The following is a 21,089-nucleotide window of genomic DNA, read 5'->3' on the forward strand; positions in this document are numbered from 1 at the left end:
GCAGAAGAAGCCCGCTGCGCTACTTGCTCGCCTTGCCCGCTGACGTGGAGGAGGCGCCGGTCGAACCGCCGCCGGACGACGACGATGACGAACCGCTTCCCGCCGCGTGCTGGGCATCGTGGCTGCCACCGGACGCACCGGACGCGCTCTGGCTGCCGGTGTTCTGGCCGCTGGTGCCGGAGCCGCTGCGGCTGGAGCGCCAGCTGTTGAATTCGTCGGAGAACTTCGCATAGCGCTCCTTGCGCCAGGCTTCGTAGTCGTCGTCGAGGTTGCGCAGCTGCTCGTTGCGCCACTGCGAATAGTCCGGGTCGTGGTGCTGGCCGCGCTGGGGTGCGCCGCCCTGGTAGCCGCCATAGCCCTGGTCGGCGTCGTAGCCGTAGCTGCTGCGGCCGGGTTCGTTGCGCTCGCGACCGCCGTAGCCGCCTTCCTGGCCGCCGCCGTAGCCACCCCAGCCGCCCCCCCGGGAGGATCCGCCGAAGTCGCCGCCGCCACGGCCGGTGCGCCAGCTGTCACGGCCGCCGCCTTCGTAGCCGCCGCCGTAGCCACCACCCTGGCCGTAGCCGCCTCGGTCGCCGTGCTGGCCGGAGAAACGACTTTCGTCGCCACCTCCGCCTTCGAACCGGCGCTGGCCGCCGCCCCGGCCGCTTTCGCCGCCGCCGTAGCCGCCATAGCCACCCCGGCCGCCGCCGCGCTCGTCGTCGCCCCAGCCGCGGCCCGACTCGCCGCCATAGCGGCCGCCGCCACCGTAGTCACCGCCGCCCTGCTGGCGATGGCGGCTGCCGGCCTCATAGCCGGACTGCTGGCCGCCGTTATCGCCGCGCCAGCTGCCGCGCTGGTCGTCGTTCTGCTCGGCATAGCCGCCCTGCTGGCGGGAACCACGTTCGTAATCACGAGAGCTCATGCTGGCATCCTTTCAGAAAGAAATTGAATGTCGCCATTCACGGTGTGAGTGGCGGCTCAGGGAGGGCACGACGCTCAAGCTACCCGCGTGTCGGCAAGGGGGATGTAGGCGATCGGATGCCCGCGCGTAGGACAAAGCCCCGCCGGCCGCCTGCATGGCGCGGCGGCCGGCGGGGCTTGCACGATGGCCGCCCGGATCAGGACTTCTTGTTCTTCTTGATCTGATCTTCCAGACCCTTGGCCTGGTCTTCGTGGGCGCGCAGCGTCGGCGCGGTCTTGGCCGCCCAGGCTTTCAGGTCCGGGTCCTTGGCGTTCTTGGCGGCCTTCTCGAAGTCCTTGATGGTGTCCTTGTGGTCCTTCACGCCGGTCTGCTTGATGAATTCACGGTCGAACTCGGGGCCCGACAGCTTGTTGAGCTTGTCGATCTCCGAACGCTGGTGGTGCGTGAGTTCGGTCGGCAGGGTGACCGACTTGGAAGCGGCGAACTGCTTGAGTTCGTCATTGGCGGCGGTGTGGTCCTTGACCAGGGTCTCGCCGAAGGCCTTGACGGCCGGGTCGCTGGCCTTGGAGGCGGCGATCTGGCCGGCCTGCACTTCGTACTGGCCGGCCTTGGCCGCGTTTTCGACGAACTTGGTGTCGCCCTTGTCGAGCGCACCGGCCGCCCAGGCGGCGCCCGACAGGGCGGCGACGGCGAGCACGGCGAGCTGGTGTTTGCGAAGGATGGCCATTTGCAACTTCCTCTGGACGTTGGTTGGTTGTTGGAAGACAGAAGAGACAGGGAGCATGCCGGCGCCACGCAGGTGGAAACCGGCTGCGGGCCACTATGGAGGGACCCGCGCCGGCACCATGCCGGCGCGGGCCGCGCCTGTCCGTAGGACATGCGAGCGCGCAGTGGTCGGCCTGGGTGGCTGCCGGCCGGGTTTCCCTCTTGTCTTTTATTTCAAGATAGTAGTGGTAGTAGAAGCCGCCATCTTCTGTGGATAACTCCGTTTTTCATTGTCGAGACGCGGGCTTGGGACATCCCCAACGCTGTGGACGGAGGCCATCTGCCGGCGTTCTCCGAACCGGAACAACTCGGCGGCAATGCCGAAGTCTGTGGATAAGCCGGCTGTTGTGCGAAAGCTATCCACAGGTTTGTGCGTCACCGCGTCCGCACGGGGTCCGGAAGGCGGCGTCCAGCCGACCTTGATGCCTCCGGACGTGCCGGTTCCGTGCTGCAAGGTCCGCAACGCGGACGAGCGGAGCAGGTCTGGGGCCTCGTTGACTTCTTCTCTATCTCTGTTATTTCAAAATAGTAGTAGTAGTAGAAGCGGCACCGATCTGTGGACAATTCGACTTTTTCCAATGAAGACAAGCACTTGCATTCCGCACACCTCTGTGGAGCCGTACAGGCTGCCGCTGGACCGCGAATGGGGAAAAATCCGGCGCGGCCTCCCGGCCTGTGGATAACAGAATACTTGCGCGGCAGTTATCCACAGACTTTTCCTGTAAGGCCGGAATCGGTCGCAGGCAAGAAAAAACCCCGCAGGGCTTGCGCCCGGCGGGGTGGTTGGGGCAGGCGGTGGATAAGGCCTGCAGTCCCTTCGGCGCAAGGCCGCGTCAGGAACCGAAGTGGTAGGCGTAGCGGACCTGGACGAAGTTCTCGCCCGGGTTGGGCTTCTTGATCGAGGCGTTGGACAGATGGTTCAGGCGCAGCTGGATCTCGTGCTCGCGCGCGGCGCCGAAGCTGTAGCCCACGCCGAGGTGGTCGGAGAAGTTGAAGGCGGTGCTGAACTTCTTGTTCTGGGTGTGGTAGAGGTGGTCGGTCGCGGTGATGCCGATGCCCGCATCCAGGAACCAGGGCGAGCGGCCTTCGTCGAAGCGCACGCGGAAGGCGGGGGTGAGGCCGATCAGCCAGGTGTGGTCGCGGTCCAGGCGCTGGTCGATCTGCCAGCGGCTGCCGTACAGGTCCCAGTAGCCGGTAACCTGGGTGCCCCAGAGGCCGGTCTGCCAGTCCCAGGGCTTGGTCACGCCGATGGTGTACGAATCGGTGCCGTGCTCGGCCGAGCCGTACTGCACATGCAGGCCGTAGCCCGGGGCGGTGGGGGATTGCTGGGCATGGGCGCTGCCGGCCAGCGTGGCCAGGGCCAGCAGGGCCGCGACCACGTAGTTTTTGTTGTGCATGGTTTCTCCAGTTGAAGTAGGCCGGACAGGGGGCGGTGCCGGCTGCTGCGCGAAGGAGCGGGGTGAGCAGCGCATGGTGGTCCCGAACCGGTGGCGGCCAGTGTAGAGATGTTGCGCGAGCTGGCGCAGGCGCCACGGCGATGCCCTACCTTGTGCACAGGGGAAAGCGGAGTCCTCTGCGCAAACGCAAAAAAAGCCGCCGGCCCTGGAAAGGGCCGGCGGCCGGGGCCGCCAGGATGCGCGCGGGGGCGGATGCCGTCAGCGCTGGGCCGGGGCGGGCGGCGTGCCATCGGCCGGATGCGGGCCGTGCTCTCCGCCGTGGCCGAAGGGGCCGCCCTGGTCGAACGGGCCGGGGCCGCCGTGGTGGAAGTCCGGGTGGTGGTGGTGCGGCAGCGATTCGAGGTCGAAGACCTTCTTCTGCGCCGGGTTCAGGGCGGCGTAGAAGGTGCGCACGGCCTGCTCGTGCTGTTCGGCGCGGGCGCTGTGCTCCTGGCGCAGCGCGCGCAGGCGGCCCAGGCGCTCGGGCGTGGTCAGCTTCTCGAATTCACGGGGGTCGAAGCGGCGGGCACCGTCGGCCGGCGGTGCGGCGGGTCGGATGGCGGCGGTGTACTGCGCCCAGGCGCCTTCCTGCTGGGGCGTGAGCTGCAGGCGGGTCTTGAGCACATCGAGCTTGCGGGCGAAGTGTTCCTCGGCGCGCTGGCGCGGATCGATCTGCACGCCGCGGCCAGGCTGGACCACGCGGTACTGCTGCTGCTGGGCCGGCGGCGGCGGGGGTGCAGCCTGCTCGGCGGCAGGCTGGGCGAAGGCGCTGGCGCCGATGCCGGCGAACAGGGCGGCGACGGCAAGACGGTGATGGATCGGCTTCATGAGAGTGTCCTTTCGGGATGACCCCCGGCCTGGGAACCCCAATGGGTGAAAGCTGCCGGGTTGGGGCAAGTGTCGGCGGCGGATGTATCCCGCCCATGAGCCTGTCGTGTGGCTATGTAAAGAAAAGCATCCCCACGGGTACGGCGGCGTACGGCGGCGGACGGCGGCCGCCAGGGGACAATGGCAGGCTGGGTTCGTTTGTCAGTCAGTCCGTCCGTCGGAGGTTTTCCCGCTGTGTTCAAGAATGTGATCGTCTACCGCATCCAGCCCGGCTGGACCGCTACGCTGGAGCAGATGGAGGAGGCCGCCGGCAAGGCGCGCTTTGCCGAATGCACGGCCACGCAGGAGAAGTCCACCGGCTGGACCGAGCCGCGCGGCGAGCCGCACGGGCCGCTGGTCGAGTCGGTCGGTGGGCAGTGGATCCTGAAGTACACCGTGGAAACCAAGACGCTGCCGTCGTCGGTGCTCAAGAAGCGCGCCGAGGAGCGCGCCGCACGCATCGAGCGCGACACCGGCCGCAAGCCCGGGCGCAAGGAGATGAAGGAAATCAGGGAGGAGGCCAAGCTCGACCTGCTGCCGATGGCCTTCACCAAGCAGGGCTCGGTGCTGGTGTGGATCGACCTGGAGGCGCGCTGGCTGATCGTCGGCGCCTCGGGCCAGTCGCGCGCCGACGAGATCGTGAGCACGCTGGTCGAGCATGCGCCGCCGGGGCTCGCGCTCTCGCTGCTCGACACCCAGGTCTCGGCTCAGGCGGCGATGTCCGAATGGCTCACGACGCAGGAGCCGCCCGCGGGCTTCAGCGTGGACCGCGAATGCGAGCTCAAAGCCGCCGACGAGTCCAAGGCCGTGGTGCGCTATTCGAAGCACCCGCTCGACATCGACGAGGTTCGCGTGCACATCGAGCAGGGCAAGTTGCCCACGAAGCTCGCGCTGACCTGGGACGACCGGCTGTCGTTCATCCTGACCGAGGGACTGCAGCTCAAGAAGCTGGCCTTCCAGGACGTGGTGTTCGAAGACAGGAAGGCGGACGACGGCGGCTTCGACGCCGATGTGGCCATCGCCACCGGCGAGCTGACCGGCTTGCTGCCGGATTTGATCGCTGCGCTCGGCGGCGAGACCGATCGCACAGAGGTCTGACGGGGTATGTCTCGGAAGCGGGCATGATTCGCCAGCATTGGAAAGATATCCTGGACAGTATTCTGCGGAAAAGTGGTACGCCTTGCGCTGCCGGCGTTTGAGCCCGATCACGGTTCGTCGCTCGGACATGCGAGCAAATGTTTCCCAGTCTGGCACACTGGCCGGTGGGCGCAGCCGCGTCCCCCGGCGTGCGGTGCGCCCTTTCTTTTTCCTATCCGAGACAGAGACGAAACATGAGGCTGATTCCGTTGAGGCGTTCCTTCACGATCCGCTTTCGCATGCTGGGCGCCATCGCCGTGGTGCTGCTGCTGCTCGCGCTGCTGGGAGGTGTCGGCATGCTCAGCATGTTCCGCATCCATGGGCTCAGCGAGGAGTTCGTCGGCAAGTCGTATGCACACACCGAACAGCTCAACACGCTGCGCAGCCAGCTCGCGCAGGTGCGGCTGCTTGAGAAGGACATGGTCATCCAGTACGAGAAGACCGAGGCGGTGCGCAAGCTGCACGGCGACTGGAACGCCGCGCTGCAGCAGGCCGACAAGACCGGCAGCGGCATCGCCGGGACGGCCTCCGCAGCCGATGCCGGGCTGGTGCGCAGCCTGCAAGCCAAACTGCGCGCCTACCAGGAGCAGTTCGACTCGATCGCCAACCAGCTGGAATCCAGCGGCTATGAATCGGCCACCACCGCCAACCGCATGAGCGCGCGGGCCGTGGCCCAGTTCGACGAGGCCGACAAGCTGCTCGGCGCGCTCGAAGCCAGCCTGCGCGGCCAGGTCGATGAAGCCGTCCGGCAGGAGGGCGCCATCGCCCGCCAGACGCAGTGGCTGTTCGTCGCTGCGGTGCTGCTGACCATTCTCGTCGTGGTGCCGCTCACGCTGCTCAACATGGTCTCGATCTGCCGGCCGCTGGAGGCCGCGCGCCGCACCGCGCTGGCCATCGCCCAAGGCAACCTGGCCCGCAGTGCCGAAGCCGACGCCGAGGGCCGCGACGAAGTGGCCGACCTGCAGCGCGCGCAGGAGAGCATGCGCGCCGGCCTTGCGGGCCTGGTGGCCCAGGTGCGCGGCGCCAGCGAGAACATCGCCACCGCCAGCCAGGAGATCGCCTCGGGCAACCACGACCTGTCCTCGCGCACCGAGCAGACCGCGGCCAACGTGCAGGAGACGGTCGCCTCGATCGGCCAGGTCACCACCAACGTGCAGCAGACCGCGCAGTCGGCCCAGCTGGCCAACCAGCTCGCCGCCACCGCCTCGCAGGCGGCCATGCGCGGCGGCACCGTGGTGGGCCAGGCGGTCAGCAGCATGCACGAGATCTCGGCGTCGAGCCGCAAGATCAACGACATCATCGGCGTGATCGACGGCATCGCCTTCCAGACCAACATCCTCGCGCTCAACGCCGCCGTGGAGGCCGCGCGCGCCGGCGAGCAGGGCCGCGGCTTCGCCGTCGTGACCGGAGAGGTGCGCAGCCTGGCGCAGAGGAGCGCCGAGGCGGCCAAGGAGATCAAGGGCCTGATCGGCACCAGCACCCAGGCCGTGGACGGCGGCGTGCGCCAGGTCGAGGACGCCGGCCGCGCGATGCAGGAGATCGTCTCGGGCGTGCAGCGCGTGACCGACATCATCGGCGAGATCACTGCGGCGGCGGCCGAGCAGAGCGGCGGCATCGCCCAGGTCAACCAGTCGGTCGGCGAGATCGACCGCATGACGCAGCAGAACGCCGCGCTGGTCGAGGAGTCGGCCGCCGCCGCCGAGTCGCTGCGCGAACAGGCCGCGCGGCTGGCGGAGGTCGTGCGGCAGTTCCGGCTGGACGCGGCGCAGCTGCAGCAGTACGGCGGCGCGTCGCCGGTCGCGCTGCCGGGCGGCGCCGTCCATGACGGCGGCGCGGCGGTGCTGGGCGGGCCGCTGCAGCGGCAGCCGCTGCTGGGCGGGGCGTAGAATCCCTAGGGGGTATGGTCCGGAAGCGGGCGATGGACAGGCGCTGCCGAAAGGCAACGGGGCCAGTATAGATGCCGGGCGGCAGGCGGGCGGCGAACGGTCCTGCCATCGCGCGGCGGGACCGCCGGCGCCTGCCATGGCGACATGGAAACCGTCGAGGAACCAGAATGGGTCCAGGTGGTGCCGCCTGTGCCCACGACCCTGACCTTGAAGCTGGCGGGGCTCTGGTCTTCAGCGCCGCGTTGTAGCTCGTCCAGTTGGTGGTCTTGTAGCGCTGCTCGGCTCGTTTCGCATCACTCACGCGGCGAGCCGACCAGGCTGCGCGGGGTGGTTTGTGCAACAAAGCCCCCGCCCCTTGCCGCGACTGACTACTCCGGCAGCACCGCAGGCGCATGCTGCGGCTGTTGCGGATCCGGCCGTCCCTTGCGCGGCCCGAACCAGGCGACATACAGCGCCGGCAGCACCACCAGCGTGAGCAGCGTCGCCGTGACCAGCCCGCCGATCACCACGACCGCCAGCGGACGCTGCGTCTCCGACCCGATCTCGTGCGACAGCGCCATCGGCAGCAGGCCGAGCATCGCCAGCAGCGCCGTCATCAGCACCGTGCGCAGCCGCTGCATCGAGCCTTCGCGCACCGCCTCGACCACGGAAAGTCCCTGCGCGCGCAGCTGCTGGAAGACCGAGAGCATCACCACGCCGTTCAACACCGCCTGGCCCGACAGCGCGATGAAGCCGATCGCCGCCGACACCGACAGCGCAATGCCGCAGATCCACAGCGCGATGAAGCCGCCGATCAGCGCCAGCGGCACGTTCAGCAGGATTAGCGAGGCGGTCTTGATCGACTTGAAGGCGTCGAACAGCAGCACGAAGATCAAGAGCAGCGAGATCGGCACGACGACCGACAGGCGCTTCATCGCGCGCTCCTGGTTCTCGAACTCGCCGGACCAGTTGACCTGGTAGGTCGGCGGGATCTTCACGTGATCGGCCACGCGCTTCTTCATGTCGGCCACGACCGAACCCATGTCGCGCCCGGCGATGAAGATGCCGATGGCCGTCGTGCGGCGGCCGGCCTCGCGGGCGATGTTCATCGCGCCGGTGGCCTCGCGGATCGTGCTCACGCTGCCCAGCGGCACGTAGCCGCCGTCGGGCGTGGGGATCGGCGTGCGCGGCAGGTTGGCGATGGCGCGCTCGTCGGCCGGCAGGCGCACGGCCACGGCGAACTTGCGCTCGCCCTCCCAGAGGCTGGTGGCGGCCTTGCCGGCGAGCGCGGCCTCGATCACGTCCTGGATGTCGCCGACATTCAGGCCATAGCGCGCCGCGCGGTCGCGGTCGATGTCTATCAGCAGCTGCGGCACCTGGCCGTCGCGGTCGATTTCGGCGCGCGCGACGCCGCGCACCTGCTTGACCTCGCGCGCGATGGCGTCGGTGACGCGCTTCATCTCGGCCAGGTCGTCGCCGGCGAGCTTGATGACGATCTGGCCCTTGATCTGCGAGATCGATTCGAGCACGTTGTCGCGGATCGGCTGCGAGAAGGCCGGGTCCACGCCGGGGATGGCCGAGAGCACGCGGTTCATCTCCTCGGTGATCTTCTCGCGGGTCATGCCCTGTCTCCACTGGTCCTCGGGCTTGATGTCCACGAAGATCTCGACCATCGAGATGGTCTTGGGGTCGGTGCCGTCCTCGGGCTGGCCGGCCTTCGAGACGGTGGTGCGCACCTCGGGGATCGTGAGCAGCGCGCGGCGGGCCATGCGCAGGATGCGCGTGGTCTCGTCGCTCGACACGTTGGGCGAGAGCGTGAAGTTGACCCAGGTCGTGCCTTCGTTGAGCTCGGGCAGGAACTCCGAGCCCAGCCGCGAGGCGACGCCGATCGACACCGCGAAGGCCGCGAGCGCGGCGATGAACACGGTGCGGCGGCGCTCCAGCGCCCAGTCGAGCACCGGCGCGTAGAAGCGCTTGGCGCCGCGCACCACGCGGTTGTCGCCGTGCGGCAGGCCGCGCTTGAGCATCCAGTAGGCCAGCAGCGGCACCAGCGTGAGCGAGAAGACCAGCGAGCCGATCAGCGCCGTGGTGACGGACAGCGCCATCGGCTGGAAGATGCGGCCCTCGTGGCGCTGCAGCGCGAAGATGGGGATGTGCGCCGCGATGATGATGAGCATCGAGAACAGCGTGGGCCGGCCGACCTCGTTGGCCGCGTCGATGATGGTCTCGCGCCGTTCGCGCTCGTCCTCGATCTCTCCCTGCTCGGCCAGGCGGTGCATGATGTTCTCGATCACGATCACCGCGCCGTCGACGATGATGCCGAAGTCCATGGCGCCGAGCGACAGCAGGTTGGCCGGCACGCCCATGATCTTCAAGCCCATGAACGTGGACAGCAGCGCCAGCGGGATGACGACCACCACCGCCAGGCTGGCGCGCAGGTTCGACAGGAAGATGTAGAGCACGATCGACACCAGCACCGCGCCCTCGACGAGGTTGCGGAACACGGTGGTCAGGGTCTTCTCCATGAGCCAGGTGCGGTCGTAGAACGGCACGATCTGCACGCCCGGCGGCAGGCCGCGCGCGTTGAGTTCGGCGATCTTGTCCTTCACGCCCTTCAAGACCACGCTTGGGTTCTCGCCCTTTCGCATGATGACGATGCCGGTGACCACGTCGTCGTCGTTGTCCTGGCCGACCACGCCCAGGCGCGGCACGGCGCCGATCCTGACCTGCGCCACGTCGCGGATGAGCACCGGCGTGCCGTTGCGCGAGGCCAGCACGATGCGGCCGATGTCCTCGGGGCACTGGAGCAGGCCCAGGCCGCGGATGGTGTACTGCTGCGCGCCCTGCGCCACGTAGCTGCCGCCGGCGTTGGCATTGCCGCGGCCGAGCGCGTCGAGCAGGTTCTGGAAGGTGAGCTTGTAGGCGCGCAGGCGGTCGAGGTCGGGCTGGACCTCGTACTGCTTGATGGCGCCGCCCATCGCGACCACGTCGGCCACGCCGGGTACCTGGCGCAGCGCGCGCTCGACGGTCCAGTCCTCGATCGTGCGGATGTCGGTGGTCGAGAGGCCGTCGGCCTTGAGCCGGTAGCGCATGATCTCGCCGACCGGCGTGGCGTTGGGCGCGATCTCGGCCTGTACGCCGGGCGGCAGGTCCACGCTGGACAGGCGCTCGGCCACCTGCTGGCGCACCACGTTGACATTGGCCGCGTCGTCGTAGGTAACGACCGAGAACGACAGGCCGAACTGCGTGTGCGAGAACACGCGGATGGAGTTGGGCAGGCCCGCGAGCGCGACCTCGATCGGCAGCGTGACCTGCTTTTCCACTTCCTCCGGCGCGCGGCCGGGGTAGAGCGTGATGATGGTGACCTGGGTGTCGGTCACGTCGGGGAAGGCCTCGACCGACAGGTTCTTGAATGCGATCACGCCGGCGAGCGCGAACAGCAGCACGCCCAGCACCACGAACAGCGGCTGGTGGAGCGCGGATTGGATCAGGCGCTTCATCGTGCGGCTTCCTTGCCGTTCTCGGCCTTCCTGGCGGCGGCCGCGGCATCGGTGCCGCCGGCCTCTTCCTGCGCGACCTGGAACTGGCGCGCCAGCAGCAGCACGTTCTGCGCGGCCACCTTCTCGCCGGCCTTCAGGCCCTTGGTGACGATGACCTCGCGCGGGCCCTCATGGCCGATCTCGACGGTGCGCGGCTCGAACACGCCGGGCTCGGTCTGCACGAAGACGGCATGGTCGGTGCCGCGCAGCGTGACCGCGTCGGAAGGAATCGCCACGCCGTCGCCGAAGCCCTCCTGCACGCGGGCGGTGGCCAGCATCTCGGCCTTCAGGCGGCGGTCGGCGTTGGCCACCACGCCGCGGATCTTGATGGTGCGGGTGCCGGGGTCGATGAAGTCGGCCGCCGCGGCGACCCGGCCCTGGAAGGTGACGCCCGGATAGGACGGCACGACCAGCGCGAACGGGGCGCCCGGGCGCAGCGCGGCCACGTCGGACTCGCGCGCGTCGATCTGCACCCACAGCGTGCTCGGATCGGTCACGACGAAGACCGGGTCGCCGCCGCCGTCGGTGCGCAGTTCCTGGCCCGGGTTGACGTTGCGGGCCACGACCACACCGCCGATCGTGGCGGCGAGCGCGAGCTGCTGGTTGACCGCCGTGCCGCCGCCGTAGAGGCTGGTGCGGGCCTGGGCGCGCGCGACCTCGGCCTGGGCGCGCGCGGCGTCGGCCTCGGCTGCCTCGAAATCCTTGCGCGCGACGATGCCGGCGTCGAGCAGTTCGCGCTGGCGGCGCAGGTTCTGCTGGGCCAGCGACGCATCGGCGCGGGCCTTGGCGGTGTCGGCCTGGGCCGCGCCGAAGTCGGGCGAGGCCAGCAGCGCCAGCGGCGCGCCGGCCTTCACGGTCTGGCCCACGTCGGCCTTGATCGCGGTGACGCGGCCGGCGAAGGCCGGGTAGATGCGCGCGGTGCGCTCCTCGTTCCAGACCAGGCGAGCGGGCAGCTCGACGGTCAGCTCGCCGGCGGCGCGCGCCTCGGCGGTGCCGAGCAGCGCGAGCTGCGGGTGGCCGGGCGGGAAGCGCAGCTGGTTGTTCTGCACGATCGGCGGCGCGGCCTCGGGCGGTGCGGCGGGAGCTTCGGCCTTGTCGCCGCAGGCGGCGAGCAGGGCGGCAGCGCCCAGCGCGACGGCGGTGGCGAGCAGGGCGGAGGCGGGGAGCAGGGCGAGGGCCATGGCGGGCTTCATCCGGTGAGAGATTCGGGTCATTGGGCGTTGGTGTCGGTCAGGGCCTGGGGCCGCGTGCGCAGCAGCCAGGCGCCGGCGGCCTTGGCCTGGTCGGCGCGGGCGTCGAGCGCTTCGAGCAGCGTGGCGCGCAGCGTGCGGCGCGCGTCGAGCAGGTCGGTCAGCGAGCTGGCGCCGCGCTGGAAGGCCAGCTCGGCGCTCTGGGCCACCTGGCGGGCCTGCGGCAGGATGCCGGTGTCGTAGCGCGCGGCGCGGGCGGCGGCCGTGTCGGCCTCCTGGCGCAGGCGCTGCAGATCCAGCGTGGCGACGCGGCGGGCCTTGTCGAGCGCTTCCTGCGCCTGGGCGTATTCGGCCTGGGCGCGGCCGATCTCGCCTTCGTAGCCGTAGCCCCACTGCAGCGGCATGGACACGCGCACGTCGACCATGCGGTTGGAGGTGCCGGGGTAGTGGTGCACGCTGGTGCCGATGGTCAGGTCGGTCTTCTTCAGCGCCTGGGCGTTGTCGAGCGCGGCCTGGCCGGCCTGCACCCGGGCCAGCGCGGCGCGCACCTCGGGCGTGGATTCGACGAAGGAGACGATGTCCAGGTCCGACGCGCCGCCGCCCTGGGCGGCCAGCAGGCGCTGCCAGGCGTCGGCGTCGGCGCGGGCCGGAACGCTGCCGCCGGTGAACTGCGCCAGGGCCAGCGCGGCGCGCTGGCGGTCGAGCACGGCCGACTGCACGTCGCCGGCGGCGCGCTGCGCCTCGATGGCGGTGCGGGCGGCTTCCTGCACGGCCAGGTCGCCGGCCTGCACGCGGCGGGTGGCGGAGCGGGCGAGTTGGTTGTTGCCCTCGGCGATCGCCGCCACTTCCTGCTCGCGCTCCTGCGCCGCCAGCAGGTCGACATAGGCGGCGAGCGTGGCCTGCAGTTGCTGGAGGCGCATGTCCTCGACGTCGGCCTCGGCCGCCTCGGCGTTGCGCGTGGCCGCCAGCGTGCGCAGGGCGCGCTTGTTGCCGCGCTCCCAGGTCCAGTCGATGCCGAGGGACTTGTCCACCCGCTTGCGGGTCAGCGCATTGCCGGCGCCGACGCCGTTTTGCAGATCGATCGACTCGGCTTGCGCGGTCAGGGTGGGCAGCGGCGCGTGGTTGGCCGCGCGCACATCGGCGCGGGCCGCCTCGGCCGCCCGGCGGGCGATGATGACGTCCGAATTGCCGCGCGCGGCGGCCAGCGCCTGGCCGAGCGTGAGCGCGGCGGGGATCGGGGTGGCGGGTGCCGGCGCAGCGGGCGCGGTCTGCGCCCAGCCGGAGGGCGGCGTCAGAGCCAGGGTCAGCCCGAGGCCGAGGCCCGCGCCGGCGCTTAGAAACAACTGTCGTATGCTCATGGGCGCGTTTATCGCGGTACGGGCCTGACCGGTGCCTGACCGTGGCGCTGCGTAGAACTGCGTATCAACCCCTTCTTTCCGAGCCGCTGCCGCTCCCGCCTGCCCCATGCGCATCCTGGTCGTGGAAGACGATGACGTGCTGCGCCGCGTGATGCTGCGCAGCCTGCGCGATGCCGGCCACCGCGTCGATGCCGCCACCTCCGTGGCCGATGCACACCATTTCTGGAGCGTGCAGCCCTTCGATGCGGTGCTGCTGGACCTGAACCTGCCGGCCGATGGCTCCCCCGGCAGCCCCCTGGCCAGCGGCCTGGCCGTGCTGCGCGCCGCCCGCGCCCGCGGCGACCGCACGCCGGTGCTGGTGCTGACCGCGCGCGACCGCACCGAGGAGCGCATCGTCGGGCTCGACGCCGGCGCCGACGACTACCTCGGCAAGCCCTTCGACCTGGCCGAGGTCGAGGCCCGGCTGCGCGCGCTGGCCCGCCGCAGCCAGGGCGCCGACGACCAGACCAGCGTGGGCGCGCTCGTGCTCGACCGCCGCGCGCGCCGCTTCACGCTGCGCGGCGCGCCGCTGGAGCTGCCGGCGCGCGAGTTCGAGGTGCTCTGGGAACTGGCCTCGCCGCCGGGCCGCGTGGTCAGCAAGCGCCTGCTGTCGGACAAGCTCTCGGGCTTCGACGACCACACGCTGGGCGACAACGCGCTGGAGGCCTTCATCTCGCGCCTGCGCAAGAAGCTGGCCGGGGGCGCCGGCATCCGCACCCTGCGAGGACTGGGGTATATGCTGGAGGCCGTCGCATCCTGCGCGCCAGGCGATGGTACGGGTGCCAGTATTGAATGAGCCCTCCGCGCCGCGGCTGCCGTCGCTGCGTTCGCGCCTGGCCCAGCACGTGCTGGTGCCGCTGACGCTGACCTGGTTCGCCGGCACCATCGTCTCGGTCATGCTGGCGCGCGCGGCCACCGAACGCGCCTTCGACCGTTCGCTGCTCGACGATGCCTATGCCGTGGCGGCCAGCGTGCGGCTGCGGGAGCAGTCGCTCGAATTCGCGCTCACGCCGCGCGAGGTGCGCTCGGTGCTGTTCGACCAGGTCGAGACGGTGTACTTCTCGGTGCTGCGCGCGGACGGCTCGCAGATCGCCGGCAACGCCGCGCTGCCGGCGCCGCCGCCGACCGACGACGACGCCTACCGCTTCTCCGACATCCAGTACCACGGCCGGGCGCTGCGCGCGGTGCGGCTGCGGCTGGAATCGCCCCAGGTCTTCGAGGTCGTCACCGCGCAGACCACGCGCAGCCGAGGCGCGCTGCTGCGCAACGTGCTGCTGTATTCGGTCGTCTCGCAGGCCGCGCTGCTGCTGATGCTGGCCGTATGGCTGCGCCAGGCCATCCAGCGCGACCTGCGGCCCTTCGCCGCCCTGCAGCAGGCGCTGGACCAGCGCGATGCGCGCGACCTGGCGCCCGTCGCCGTCGAGGCGCCCACGCGCGACGTGCGCCGGCTCGAAGCCGCCGTCAACGATCTGCTGACCCGTGTGGGCCAGGGCGTGCAGGCCCGGCGCGAATTCGCCGGCAACGTCGCCCACGAGCTGCGCACGCCGCTGGCCGGCATCCGCGCCCAGGCCAGCTACGGCCTGGCGCATGGCGAGCCGCCGGTCTGGCGCGAGCAGCTCGCCGGCATCGTGCAGAGCGAGGCGCGCGCCAGCCATCTGGTCGACCAGCTGCTCGCGCTGGCCCTGGCCGACGAGGCCCGCGGCGCCATGCCGCAGGAGCTGGTTGCGCTCGACGAACTGGCCCGCGATGCCGTGCTGCGCCTGCTGCCGCGCGCCGACGCTGCCGGCGTGGATATCGACGCGCGCGGCCTGGACCAGCCGGTCGTCGTGCAGGCCCAGCCGCTGCTGGTCGAAGGCGTGCTCGGCAACCTGCTTGACAACGCGCTGCGCTACGGCCGGCCGATGGACGGCGGCATGGCGCCGCACATCACCGTCGCGCTGGAGCGCCCCGGGGACGGCCGCATCGTCCTGTCGGTCACCGACAACGGCCCCGGCATCGCGCCCGAGCAGCAGCGCCAGCTGCTCACCCGCTGGGCCCAGGGTCGCCAGGGCGAGCGGCTCGGCGAGGGCGCGGGGCTGGGGCTCGCGATCGTCGCGCGCTACGCGGAGCTGCTCGGCGCGCGGCTGGCGCTGGCGGATGCGGCGCCGGGGCTGCGGGTGGAGCTGGTGTTCGGGCCTGCTGCGCAGGCGTAGAAGCCGCTTTCAGAAGGCGGCGCTGTCCGAGAGGCGCTGCCTCAGTTCCCACAGAGCCACGCGGTTCGAGTCCCAATTCAGCAAGGCATGAGCTTCGTCGAAGCCCAGCCATCGGAGTCCATCCCGCGATGAACTGCCACAGTTCGCCATCTGCACGCCGGAGCACGCAGAAGGCAGGTCCGGCGGAAGTGATACGGTGGGGGATCACCAGAACATTGAACGGAGCGCGTGCCATGGATAGGACCCTTACCGCTCTGTCAGTTGTCCTGTCACATACTTGTGCAAAACGCTCGCGATCAACGTCTGGTACGGAATCCCTTCCGCAAGTGCCCGGACCTGGATGTCGTTGAGGTCGCTTGAGGACAGGCGGATGTTCACCCGCCGGTCCTTGACGGCGGTTGCGCGCGCGGCGGCCTTGAACTTGGCGCGCTCGCCGGCCGAAGCGACGGAGCGGAATTCTTCCCGCTCGAAGGCTTCGAGGATGCTGCGTTCTTCATGGTCGGTCGGTGCTGTCATGAGGGGTTGCTCCGTGAAGGTAATCGCGGGTGGCTTTGCGGCTCGGGATGATGGTCTTGAGGAAGTAATGGGTGTCTTCTTCGACGAAAGGCACCAGGTAGGCATAGCAGTCCCAGGCAACGACCAGGATGCGCTGCGCTGGGTATCGGTCCACGTTCGGATGGGCCAGGATGTCCAGCAAACCGCCGGCTTCGATGGCCACGACGACGGCTTCGAAGGACACACCGCGCTCCGATCGGAGCAGGGCGTTCTTCTCCGGGTTCCACCGGAAAGGCTTCACGGAGCCGATGGTAGGCGAGTGTGTGCCTTTTGTCTTCAGGTACCTGGGCCTTCAGCCCACGCACCGGCTCCGCGTGACGCTGCGCTGCGGTGGACTCAACGCTCCACGGCGTCGATCATGATGGCCACGCCGGTACTGCCGCGGCGCACCGCCTGCGGCGCGCTGATCGGCTGCCCGGCCTGGCGCTGGGCGCTGCCGCTGCGGCTGATGCGGGCCTCGACGGTGAGTTCGTCGAACCGCGACAGCGGCAGCTCGGGCGACATGGCATGGCTGTCGTCGAGCGCGAACGCCGCCGGCAGCCGGTCGGCCGGCAGGCGCAGCACGGCCACCGGCACCCGCCCGGTCTGCGCGGCGCGGGCCACGATGAAGAGTGTGTCGCCGGGCTGCACGCGTGCCGCCAGCGCGGGCGCGAGCCGCACGGTGCCGGCGATGCCTGCCGCGCTGCGCGCCGCCGGCTTCGGCGGCGCGGCCGGGGCCGCTGCCTGCGCGGGCGCGCCTTTGTCGAGGCGGGCGATGTCGCTCTGCACCCGCAGCGCGATGTCGGAGCCGGGCTCCAGCAGCGCCAGCAGGCGCTGCCAGTGGGTGCGCGCGGCATCGATGTCGGCGCGCCGCACGGCCGCGGCGCCGGCCAGCGCGAGCGCCTTGGCCTGGTGGGCGTCGAGCTTCAGCGCCTCGTCGAGCGCCGCCTGCACCGGGCCGTCGAGCGCGCCGTTGCGGCTCGATGCGAGCGCGTCGGCCAGGTCGGCCAGCAGCCGGGCCTGGAACTCGGCCGGCAGGCTCTGGCGCCTGGCCAGGTCGACGGCGGTGCGGTAGGCCTCGGACGCGGCGGCGTAGTTCTCCTGCGCCTCGCGCGAGCGTGCCAACACCAGCCAGCCTTCGATGTCGTCAGGCGCGCTGCGCAGCCGCGCTTCGAGGCGCGCGACCATGGTGTCGACGTCGGCGCCCGCGGCGGCATGGTCGCCGCCGGCCGTGCCTGCGGCCAGCAGGGCCACGGCCTTCGGATCGCCGACCTCCAGGTAGAGCGCGAGCGCGGCCAGCGGCAGCAGTGCGCTGAGCAGCGCCGCGGCCACGCGGCGGTGCCGTGGGCGATCGAGCGGCGTGGGGGGCGCGGCCGCGAGGCGGTCGGTGTCTTCGAGCAGGCCGCGGTCCAGTTCGTCGAGCGCCTGCTGGCGGTCGCCCGGCGCCACGGTCTGGCGGTCGAACTCGCGTTCGAGTTCCTCGCGCTGCGCCCGGTACAGGGCGAGCAGGCGGGCCCTGGCGTCGGCGTCGGGCGCGGGCGGCTCCTGCGGCTCGGCGAGCAGCGGCCAGATCAGCGCGGCCAGCACCGTCAGCAGCAGGGCGAGGGCGGCGGCCCAGAGCGGCCACAGGGGGCCGATCGGCGTCGTCATGGCAGCGGCTCCCCGTCGCGCAGCGCCTGCGCGCGTGCGCGCTGCGCATCGGTCAGCACGGCGGGCTCGGCCGCGGCGCCGCGCCGGCGAAGTGCACGCAGCAGCGCCCACAGGCCGGCCAGCGCGGCGATGAACGGGCCGCCCCAGAGCAGCCAGGTCGACGGCTGGAACGGCGGCACGTAGTGCACGAAGGCGCCGTAGCGCTGCTCGAAGAAGGCCACGACGTCCCGGTCGCTGCGGCCGGCTGCGAGCTGCGTGCGGATCTCGCGGCGCATGTCGGCGGCCAGCGGCGCGTTGGACTCGGCCACGGTCTGGTTCTGGCAGACGACGCAGCGCAGCTGCTCCGCCAGCGCAAGCTCGCGCGCGTCGAGCGCGGCGTCGGCCCGCGCGGCCCAGGACGCGGCGGCCAGCAGCAGGGCGGCCAGCGCACCGCGCCATATACCCACATGGGTACTGCTCCACAGCGATTTTCCATAGAGCGCTACAGGACCATACTCTCCGTATCGAGACATTACCGAAGACTCCTGATGACGGGCAGGAGCTGCGCCTGCCAGACCTGGGTGTTGACCGGCCCGGTGTGCCGGTAGCGGATGCGGCCGGCCGCATCGATCACGAAGGTCTCGGGTACGCCCTGCACGCCGAAGTCCATGCCGATGCGCCCGTCGGCGTCCACGGCCGAGGCGACGTAGGGGTTGCCGGCGCGCGCCAGCAGCGCGAGCGCGGGCCCGTCCTTGTCCTTGTAGTTCAGGCCGTAGACCGGCACGCCGTCGCGCGCGGCCAGCACCTTGAGGGCGGGCAGCTCCTCCTGGCAGGGGCCGCACCACGAGGCCCAGACGTTGAGCAGCCAGACCTGGCCGCGCATCTGCGCCACGTCGAACCGCTGCTGCGGCGCGTGCAGCAGCGGCCGGTCGATCGTGGGCGCCGGCCGGTCGAGCAGGGCCGACGGCAGTGCGCGCGGGTCGCGCTGCAGGCCCAGCGCGAACACCACGGCCAGCACCAGAAAGGCGCCGAGCGGCAGCAGGAAGCGCATCAGGCGGCCCCCTGTCCGTCGGCGGCCAGCGGCGGCAGCGCGGCCCTCGCCTTGCGCACCGCCGCGGCCACGCGGTAGCGCCGGTCGGCGACCGCGAGCAGGCCGCCGGCGGCCATCAGCAGGCAGCCGAGCCAGATTTACGCCATGAACGGCTTGACCTGGATGCGCACCGTCCAGCTGCGCTCGTCGATGCGCTCGCCGAGCGCGACGAACAGGTCGCGCAGCAGGCCGGTGTCGATCGCGGCCTGCGACAGCGGCATCTCCTGCGCGCGGTAGCGGCGCTTCTCGGGCTGGAGCACGCGCAGCGGCCGGCCGCTGCGGCTGACCTGCACCTGGGCGCGCTGGGCGTCGTAGTTGGGGCCGGCCACGTCGTCGAAGCCGGTGATGCGGAATTCGAAGCCCTGCACGGTGACCGGCTGGCCGAGCGCCAGCGTCAGCTCGCGCTTGCTCTCGAAGCCGGTGGCCAGCGTGGCGCCGAAGATGAACACGCCGATGCCCGCGTGGGCCAGCACCATGCCCCACCAGCTGCGCGGCTGGCGCGCGGCGCGCCGGTGCCACGGCGTGCCGGCCTCGCCGCCGCTGCCCAGCCGCTTGCCGGCGTGCGCGAGCGTGCTGCAGACGCACCAGGCCGCGAGCAGCAGGCCGAACGCGGTGGACGGCTTCCACGCCGCATCGTCGCCGAGCGGCAGCAGCCAGCCCAGCAGCAGCGCGCTCGCGCCGCTGGCGGCCACGGCCCAGCGCAGCTGCGTGCGCAGCTCGGGCAGCGTGCTGCGCTTCCAGCGCGCCATCGGGCCTGCGCCCATCAGCACCAGCGCCGGCACCACGAGCGGGATGAACACCGCCTCGAAGTAGGGCGGGCCGACCGAGATCTTGTCGCCGCCGAGCACGTCGAGCAGCAGCGGATAGAGCGGCCGATCAGCACCGCGAGCGCGGCCGCGCTGAAGAGCACGTTGTTGACCAGCAGCAGCGTCTCGCGCGACAGCAGCGCGAACACGCCGCCGAGGCCCACGGTCGGCGCGCGCCAGGCGAACAGCAGCAGCGACGTGCCGACCACGAAGGCCATGAAGCAGAGGATGTAGAGCCCGCGCCCCGGGTCCACCGCGAACGCGTGGACCGAGGTCAGCACGCCCGAGCGCACGAGGAAGGTGCCCATGAGGCTCAGCGAGAAGGCCGCGATCGCCAGCAGCACCGTCCAGCTGCGGAACGCCCCGCGTTGGCCGGTGACGATCAGCGAATGGATCAGCGCGGTGCCGACGAGCCACGGCATGAACGAGGCGTTCTCCACCGGGTCCCAGAACCACCAGCCGCCCCAGCCCAGCACGTAGTAGGCCCAGGCGCTGCCCAGCAGGATGCCGAGCGTGAGGAAGCCCCAGGCGGCCAGCGTCCACGGGCGCGACCAGCGGGCCCAGACCGCGTTGAGCTCGCCCGACAGCAGCGCGGCGATGCCGAACGCGAAGGCGACCGAGAAGCCGACATAGCCCATGTAGAGCAGCGGCGGATGCAGCACCATGCCCGGGTCCTGCAGCAGCGGATTCAGGTCCGCGCCCTCGGGCGGCGCGGGCAGCATGCGCTCGAACGGGTTGGACAGCAGCAGCAGGAACACGATCAGCCCGACGCTGATCCAGCCCATGACCGCGATCACACGCGCCGCATAGGCCGCAGGCAGCTGGCGGCTGCGCAGCGCGACCGCCATGGTCCAGCCCGCGAGCAGGCATTCCCACAGCAGCATCGAGCCCTCGTGGCCGCCCCAGACGGCCGCGAAGCGGTAGATGGCCGGCAGCTGCGAATGCGAGTTCGACGCGACGTAGCGCACCGAGAAGTCGTCCGCCAGGAACGCGTCGGCCAGGCAGGCGAACGCGAGCCAGGCCAGCGCGCACTGCAGCACGGCCGCGGGCCGCGCGAGCCGCATCCAGCTCGCGATGCCCCAGGTCGCGCCGGCCAGCGGCAGCGTGGCCTGCACGATGGCGACCAGCAGCGCGAGCACGAGGGCGAAGACGCCGATTTCGGGAATCATGGTGCGCTCGCTCCTGCGGGCAGCACGGTGCCGGTCTTGCGGTCGTGCGCCTGCTTCATCGCCGCGGCGGCCTCGGGCGGCATGTAGTTCTCGTCGTGCTTGGCCAGCACCTCGGTGGCGGCGAACAGCGCGCCTTCCTGCTGGAGCCGGCCGGCCGCGACCACGCCCTTGCCTTCGCGGAACAGGGCGGGCAGCAGGCCGCGGTAGTGCACCGGAATGCTGACGGCGCCGTCGGTGACGGTGAAGCGCACCTCCATGCCGTCGGGCATGCGGCGCAGCGATGCGGGCTCGACCAGGCCGCCGAGGCGGAAGGCCGCATGGCGCGGCGCCTCGCCGGCGCGGATCTGGCTCGGGCTGTAGAAGAACATCACGTTGCTGTTGAGCGCGTTGAGCACCAGCGCGGTCGCGGTGCCCACGGCCGCGAGGCCGAGGGCGACGAACAGCAGGCGTTTTTTGCGGGGCGTCATGGCCGTGCGTCCCGGGTGCGCCGGCAGCGGCGCCACAGCAGCAGCACCTCGGCCGCCAGCAGCAGGCCCGAGACGCCGCAGGCGAGCAGGAGGAAGAAAGCGTGG

The 21,089-nt window shown here is 70.9% G+C and carries 17 protein-coding genes and 1 pseudogene; 4 read left to right on the plus strand and 14 right to left on the minus strand.

Features of this window, described 5'->3' with window-relative positions; all coding sequences use genetic code 11:
• Window positions 1-19 precede the first annotated feature (19 nt).
• From GAK38_RS00780 to GAK38_RS00795, 4 genes are all read right to left on the minus strand, one after another.
• On the minus strand, window positions 20-901 hold the full coding sequence (locus tag GAK38_RS00780; protein WP_325340555.1) for a hypothetical protein: 882 nt from the start codon (window positions 899-901) through the stop codon (window positions 20-22).
• Window positions 902-1,097: 196 nt separating this feature from the next.
• Window positions 1,098-1,628, minus strand: coding sequence for a DUF4142 domain-containing protein (locus GAK38_RS00785; RefSeq protein ID WP_325340557.1), 531 nt, complete (start codon window positions 1,626-1,628; stop codon window positions 1,098-1,100).
• 871 nt (window positions 1,629-2,499) lie between these two features.
• Window positions 2,500-3,063, minus strand: coding sequence for an acyloxyacyl hydrolase (locus GAK38_RS00790; protein WP_325340560.1), 564 nt, complete (start codon window positions 3,061-3,063; stop codon window positions 2,500-2,502).
• Between the two features lie 258 nt (window positions 3,064-3,321).
• Window positions 3,322-3,930 (minus strand): Spy/CpxP family protein refolding chaperone, encoded by a 609-nt coding sequence (locus tag GAK38_RS00795; protein WP_325340561.1) that lies wholly within the window; start codon window positions 3,928-3,930, stop codon window positions 3,322-3,324.
• 234 nt (window positions 3,931-4,164) lie between these two features.
• Here GAK38_RS00795 and GAK38_RS00800 point away from each other — a divergent pair, with 234 nt between their 5' ends.
• Both GAK38_RS00800 and GAK38_RS00805 read left to right on the plus strand, forming a co-directional pair.
• Complete coding sequence (locus tag GAK38_RS00800; protein WP_325340562.1) at window positions 4,165-5,067, plus strand: recombination-associated protein RdgC; 903 nt, start codon at window positions 4,165-4,167, stop codon at window positions 5,065-5,067.
• A 233-nt stretch (window positions 5,068-5,300) separates the two neighbouring features.
• A complete protein-coding gene (locus tag GAK38_RS00805; protein WP_325340564.1) occupies window positions 5,301-6,992 on the plus strand; it encodes a methyl-accepting chemotaxis protein in 1,692 nt (563 codons plus the stop codon).
• Window positions 6,993-7,360: 368 nt separating this feature from the next.
• Here GAK38_RS00805 and GAK38_RS00810 read toward each other — a convergent pair whose 3' ends face one another.
• From GAK38_RS00810 to GAK38_RS00820, 3 genes are read right to left on the minus strand one after another with little or no spacing between them, the layout of a single operon-like run.
• Complete coding sequence (locus GAK38_RS00810) at window positions 7,361-10,471, minus strand: efflux RND transporter permease subunit (protein ID WP_325340566.1); 3,111 nt, start codon at window positions 10,469-10,471, stop codon at window positions 7,361-7,363.
• On the minus strand, window positions 10,468-11,691 hold the full coding sequence (locus tag GAK38_RS00815; RefSeq protein ID WP_325340567.1) for an efflux RND transporter periplasmic adaptor subunit: 1,224 nt from the start codon (window positions 11,689-11,691) through the stop codon (window positions 10,468-10,470). The genes GAK38_RS00810 and GAK38_RS00815 overlap by 4 nt, the downstream gene beginning before the upstream one ends.
• A gap of 29 nt (window positions 11,692-11,720) precedes the next feature.
• The gene (locus tag GAK38_RS00820) at window positions 11,721-13,058 is read right to left on the minus strand and encodes a TolC family protein (protein WP_325340569.1); all 1,338 of its coding nucleotides are present in this window, start codon (window positions 13,056-13,058) and stop codon (window positions 11,721-11,723) included.
• Between the two features lie 106 nt (window positions 13,059-13,164).
• Between GAK38_RS00820 and GAK38_RS00825 the strand changes: the two genes are divergently transcribed.
• The gene (locus tag GAK38_RS00825; RefSeq protein WP_325340570.1) at window positions 13,165-13,893 is read left to right on the plus strand and encodes a response regulator transcription factor; all 729 of its coding nucleotides are present in this window, start codon (window positions 13,165-13,167) and stop codon (window positions 13,891-13,893) included.
• A complete protein-coding gene (locus tag GAK38_RS00830; protein ID WP_325340572.1) occupies window positions 13,877-15,289 on the plus strand; it encodes a sensor histidine kinase in 1,413 nt (470 codons plus the stop codon). Before GAK38_RS00825 ends, GAK38_RS00830 begins: the two co-directional genes overlap by 17 nt.
• 246 nt (window positions 15,290-15,535) lie before the next feature.
• On the opposite strand, the gene GAK38_RS00835 is transcribed toward GAK38_RS00830, so the two are convergent.
• From GAK38_RS00835 to ccmE, 7 genes and pseudogenes are all read right to left on the minus strand, one after another.
• Complete coding sequence (locus GAK38_RS00835; RefSeq protein ID WP_325340573.1) at window positions 15,536-15,805, minus strand: CopG family antitoxin; 270 nt, start codon at window positions 15,803-15,805, stop codon at window positions 15,536-15,538.
• On the minus strand, window positions 15,783-16,028 hold the full coding sequence (locus GAK38_RS00840) for a hypothetical protein (protein ID WP_325340575.1): 246 nt from the start codon (window positions 16,026-16,028) through the stop codon (window positions 15,783-15,785). Before GAK38_RS00840 ends, GAK38_RS00835 begins: the two co-directional genes overlap by 23 nt.
• Window positions 16,029-16,180: 152 nt before the next feature.
• Window positions 16,181-17,473: a c-type cytochrome biogenesis protein CcmI gene (gene ccmI, locus GAK38_RS00845; protein WP_325340577.1), complete on the minus strand. Its 1,293-nt coding sequence runs from the start codon at window positions 17,471-17,473 to the stop codon at window positions 16,181-16,183.
• A complete protein-coding gene (locus tag GAK38_RS00850) occupies window positions 17,470-17,919 on the minus strand; it encodes a cytochrome c-type biogenesis protein (protein ID WP_443089138.1) in 450 nt (149 codons plus the stop codon). Before GAK38_RS00850 ends, ccmI begins: the two co-directional genes overlap by 4 nt.
• 65 nt (window positions 17,920-17,984) lie before the next feature.
• Window positions 17,985-18,506, minus strand: coding sequence for a DsbE family thiol:disulfide interchange protein (locus GAK38_RS00855; protein WP_325340883.1), 522 nt, complete (start codon window positions 18,504-18,506; stop codon window positions 17,985-17,987).
• Window positions 18,503-20,517: pseudogene (locus GAK38_RS00860) on the minus strand (heme lyase CcmF/NrfE family subunit). The gene GAK38_RS00855 and the pseudogene GAK38_RS00860 overlap by 4 nt, the downstream one beginning before the upstream one ends.
• On the minus strand, window positions 20,514-20,984 hold the full coding sequence (ccmE, locus tag GAK38_RS00865) for a cytochrome c maturation protein CcmE (protein WP_325340579.1): 471 nt from the start codon (window positions 20,982-20,984) through the stop codon (window positions 20,514-20,516). The pseudogene GAK38_RS00860 and the gene ccmE overlap by 4 nt, the downstream one beginning before the upstream one ends.
• Between the last annotated feature and the right edge of the window lie 105 nt (window positions 20,985-21,089).

Origin of the sequence: Xylophilus sp., assembly GCA_009914555.1 — a bacterium.
Lineage (GTDB): Bacteria > Pseudomonadota > Gammaproteobacteria > Burkholderiales > Burkholderiaceae_C > WNDY01.

Excerpts from the sequence above, each read along its gene's own strand:
- GAK38_RS00780 (WP_325340555.1), bottom strand. The coding sequence starts at position 901 with ATGAGCTCTCGTGATTACGAACGTGGTTCCCGCCAGCAGGGCGGCTAT.
- GAK38_RS00785 (WP_325340557.1), bottom strand. The coding sequence starts at position 1,628 with ATGGCCATCCTTCGCAAACACCAGCTCGCCGTGCTCGCCGTCGCCGCC.
- GAK38_RS00790 (WP_325340560.1), bottom strand. The coding sequence starts at position 3,063 with ATGCACAACAAAAACTACGTGGTCGCGGCCCTGCTGGCCCTGGCCACG.
- GAK38_RS00795 (WP_325340561.1), bottom strand. The coding sequence starts at position 3,930 with ATGAAGCCGATCCATCACCGTCTTGCCGTCGCCGCCCTGTTCGCCGGC.
- GAK38_RS00805 (WP_325340564.1), top strand. The coding sequence starts at position 5,301 with ATGAGGCTGATTCCGTTGAGGCGTTCCTTCACGATCCGCTTTCGCATG.
- GAK38_RS00810 (WP_325340566.1), bottom strand. The coding sequence starts at position 10,471 with ATGAAGCGCCTGATCCAATCCGCGCTCCACCAGCCGCTGTTCGTGGTG.
- GAK38_RS00815 (WP_325340567.1), bottom strand. The coding sequence starts at position 11,691 with ATGGCCCTCGCCCTGCTCCCCGCCTCCGCCCTGCTCGCCACCGCCGTC.
- GAK38_RS00820 (WP_325340569.1), bottom strand. The coding sequence starts at position 13,058 with ATGAGCATACGACAGTTGTTTCTAAGCGCCGGCGCGGGCCTCGGCCTC.
- GAK38_RS00825 (WP_325340570.1), top strand. The coding sequence starts at position 13,165 with ATGCGCATCCTGGTCGTGGAAGACGATGACGTGCTGCGCCGCGTGATG.
- GAK38_RS00835 (WP_325340573.1), bottom strand. The coding sequence starts at position 15,805 with ATGACAGCACCGACCGACCATGAAGAACGCAGCATCCTCGAAGCCTTC.
- ccmI (WP_325340577.1), bottom strand. The coding sequence starts at position 17,473 with ATGACGACGCCGATCGGCCCCCTGTGGCCGCTCTGGGCCGCCGCCCTC.
- ccmE (WP_325340579.1), bottom strand. The coding sequence starts at position 20,984 with ATGACGCCCCGCAAAAAACGCCTGCTGTTCGTCGCCCTCGGCCTCGCG.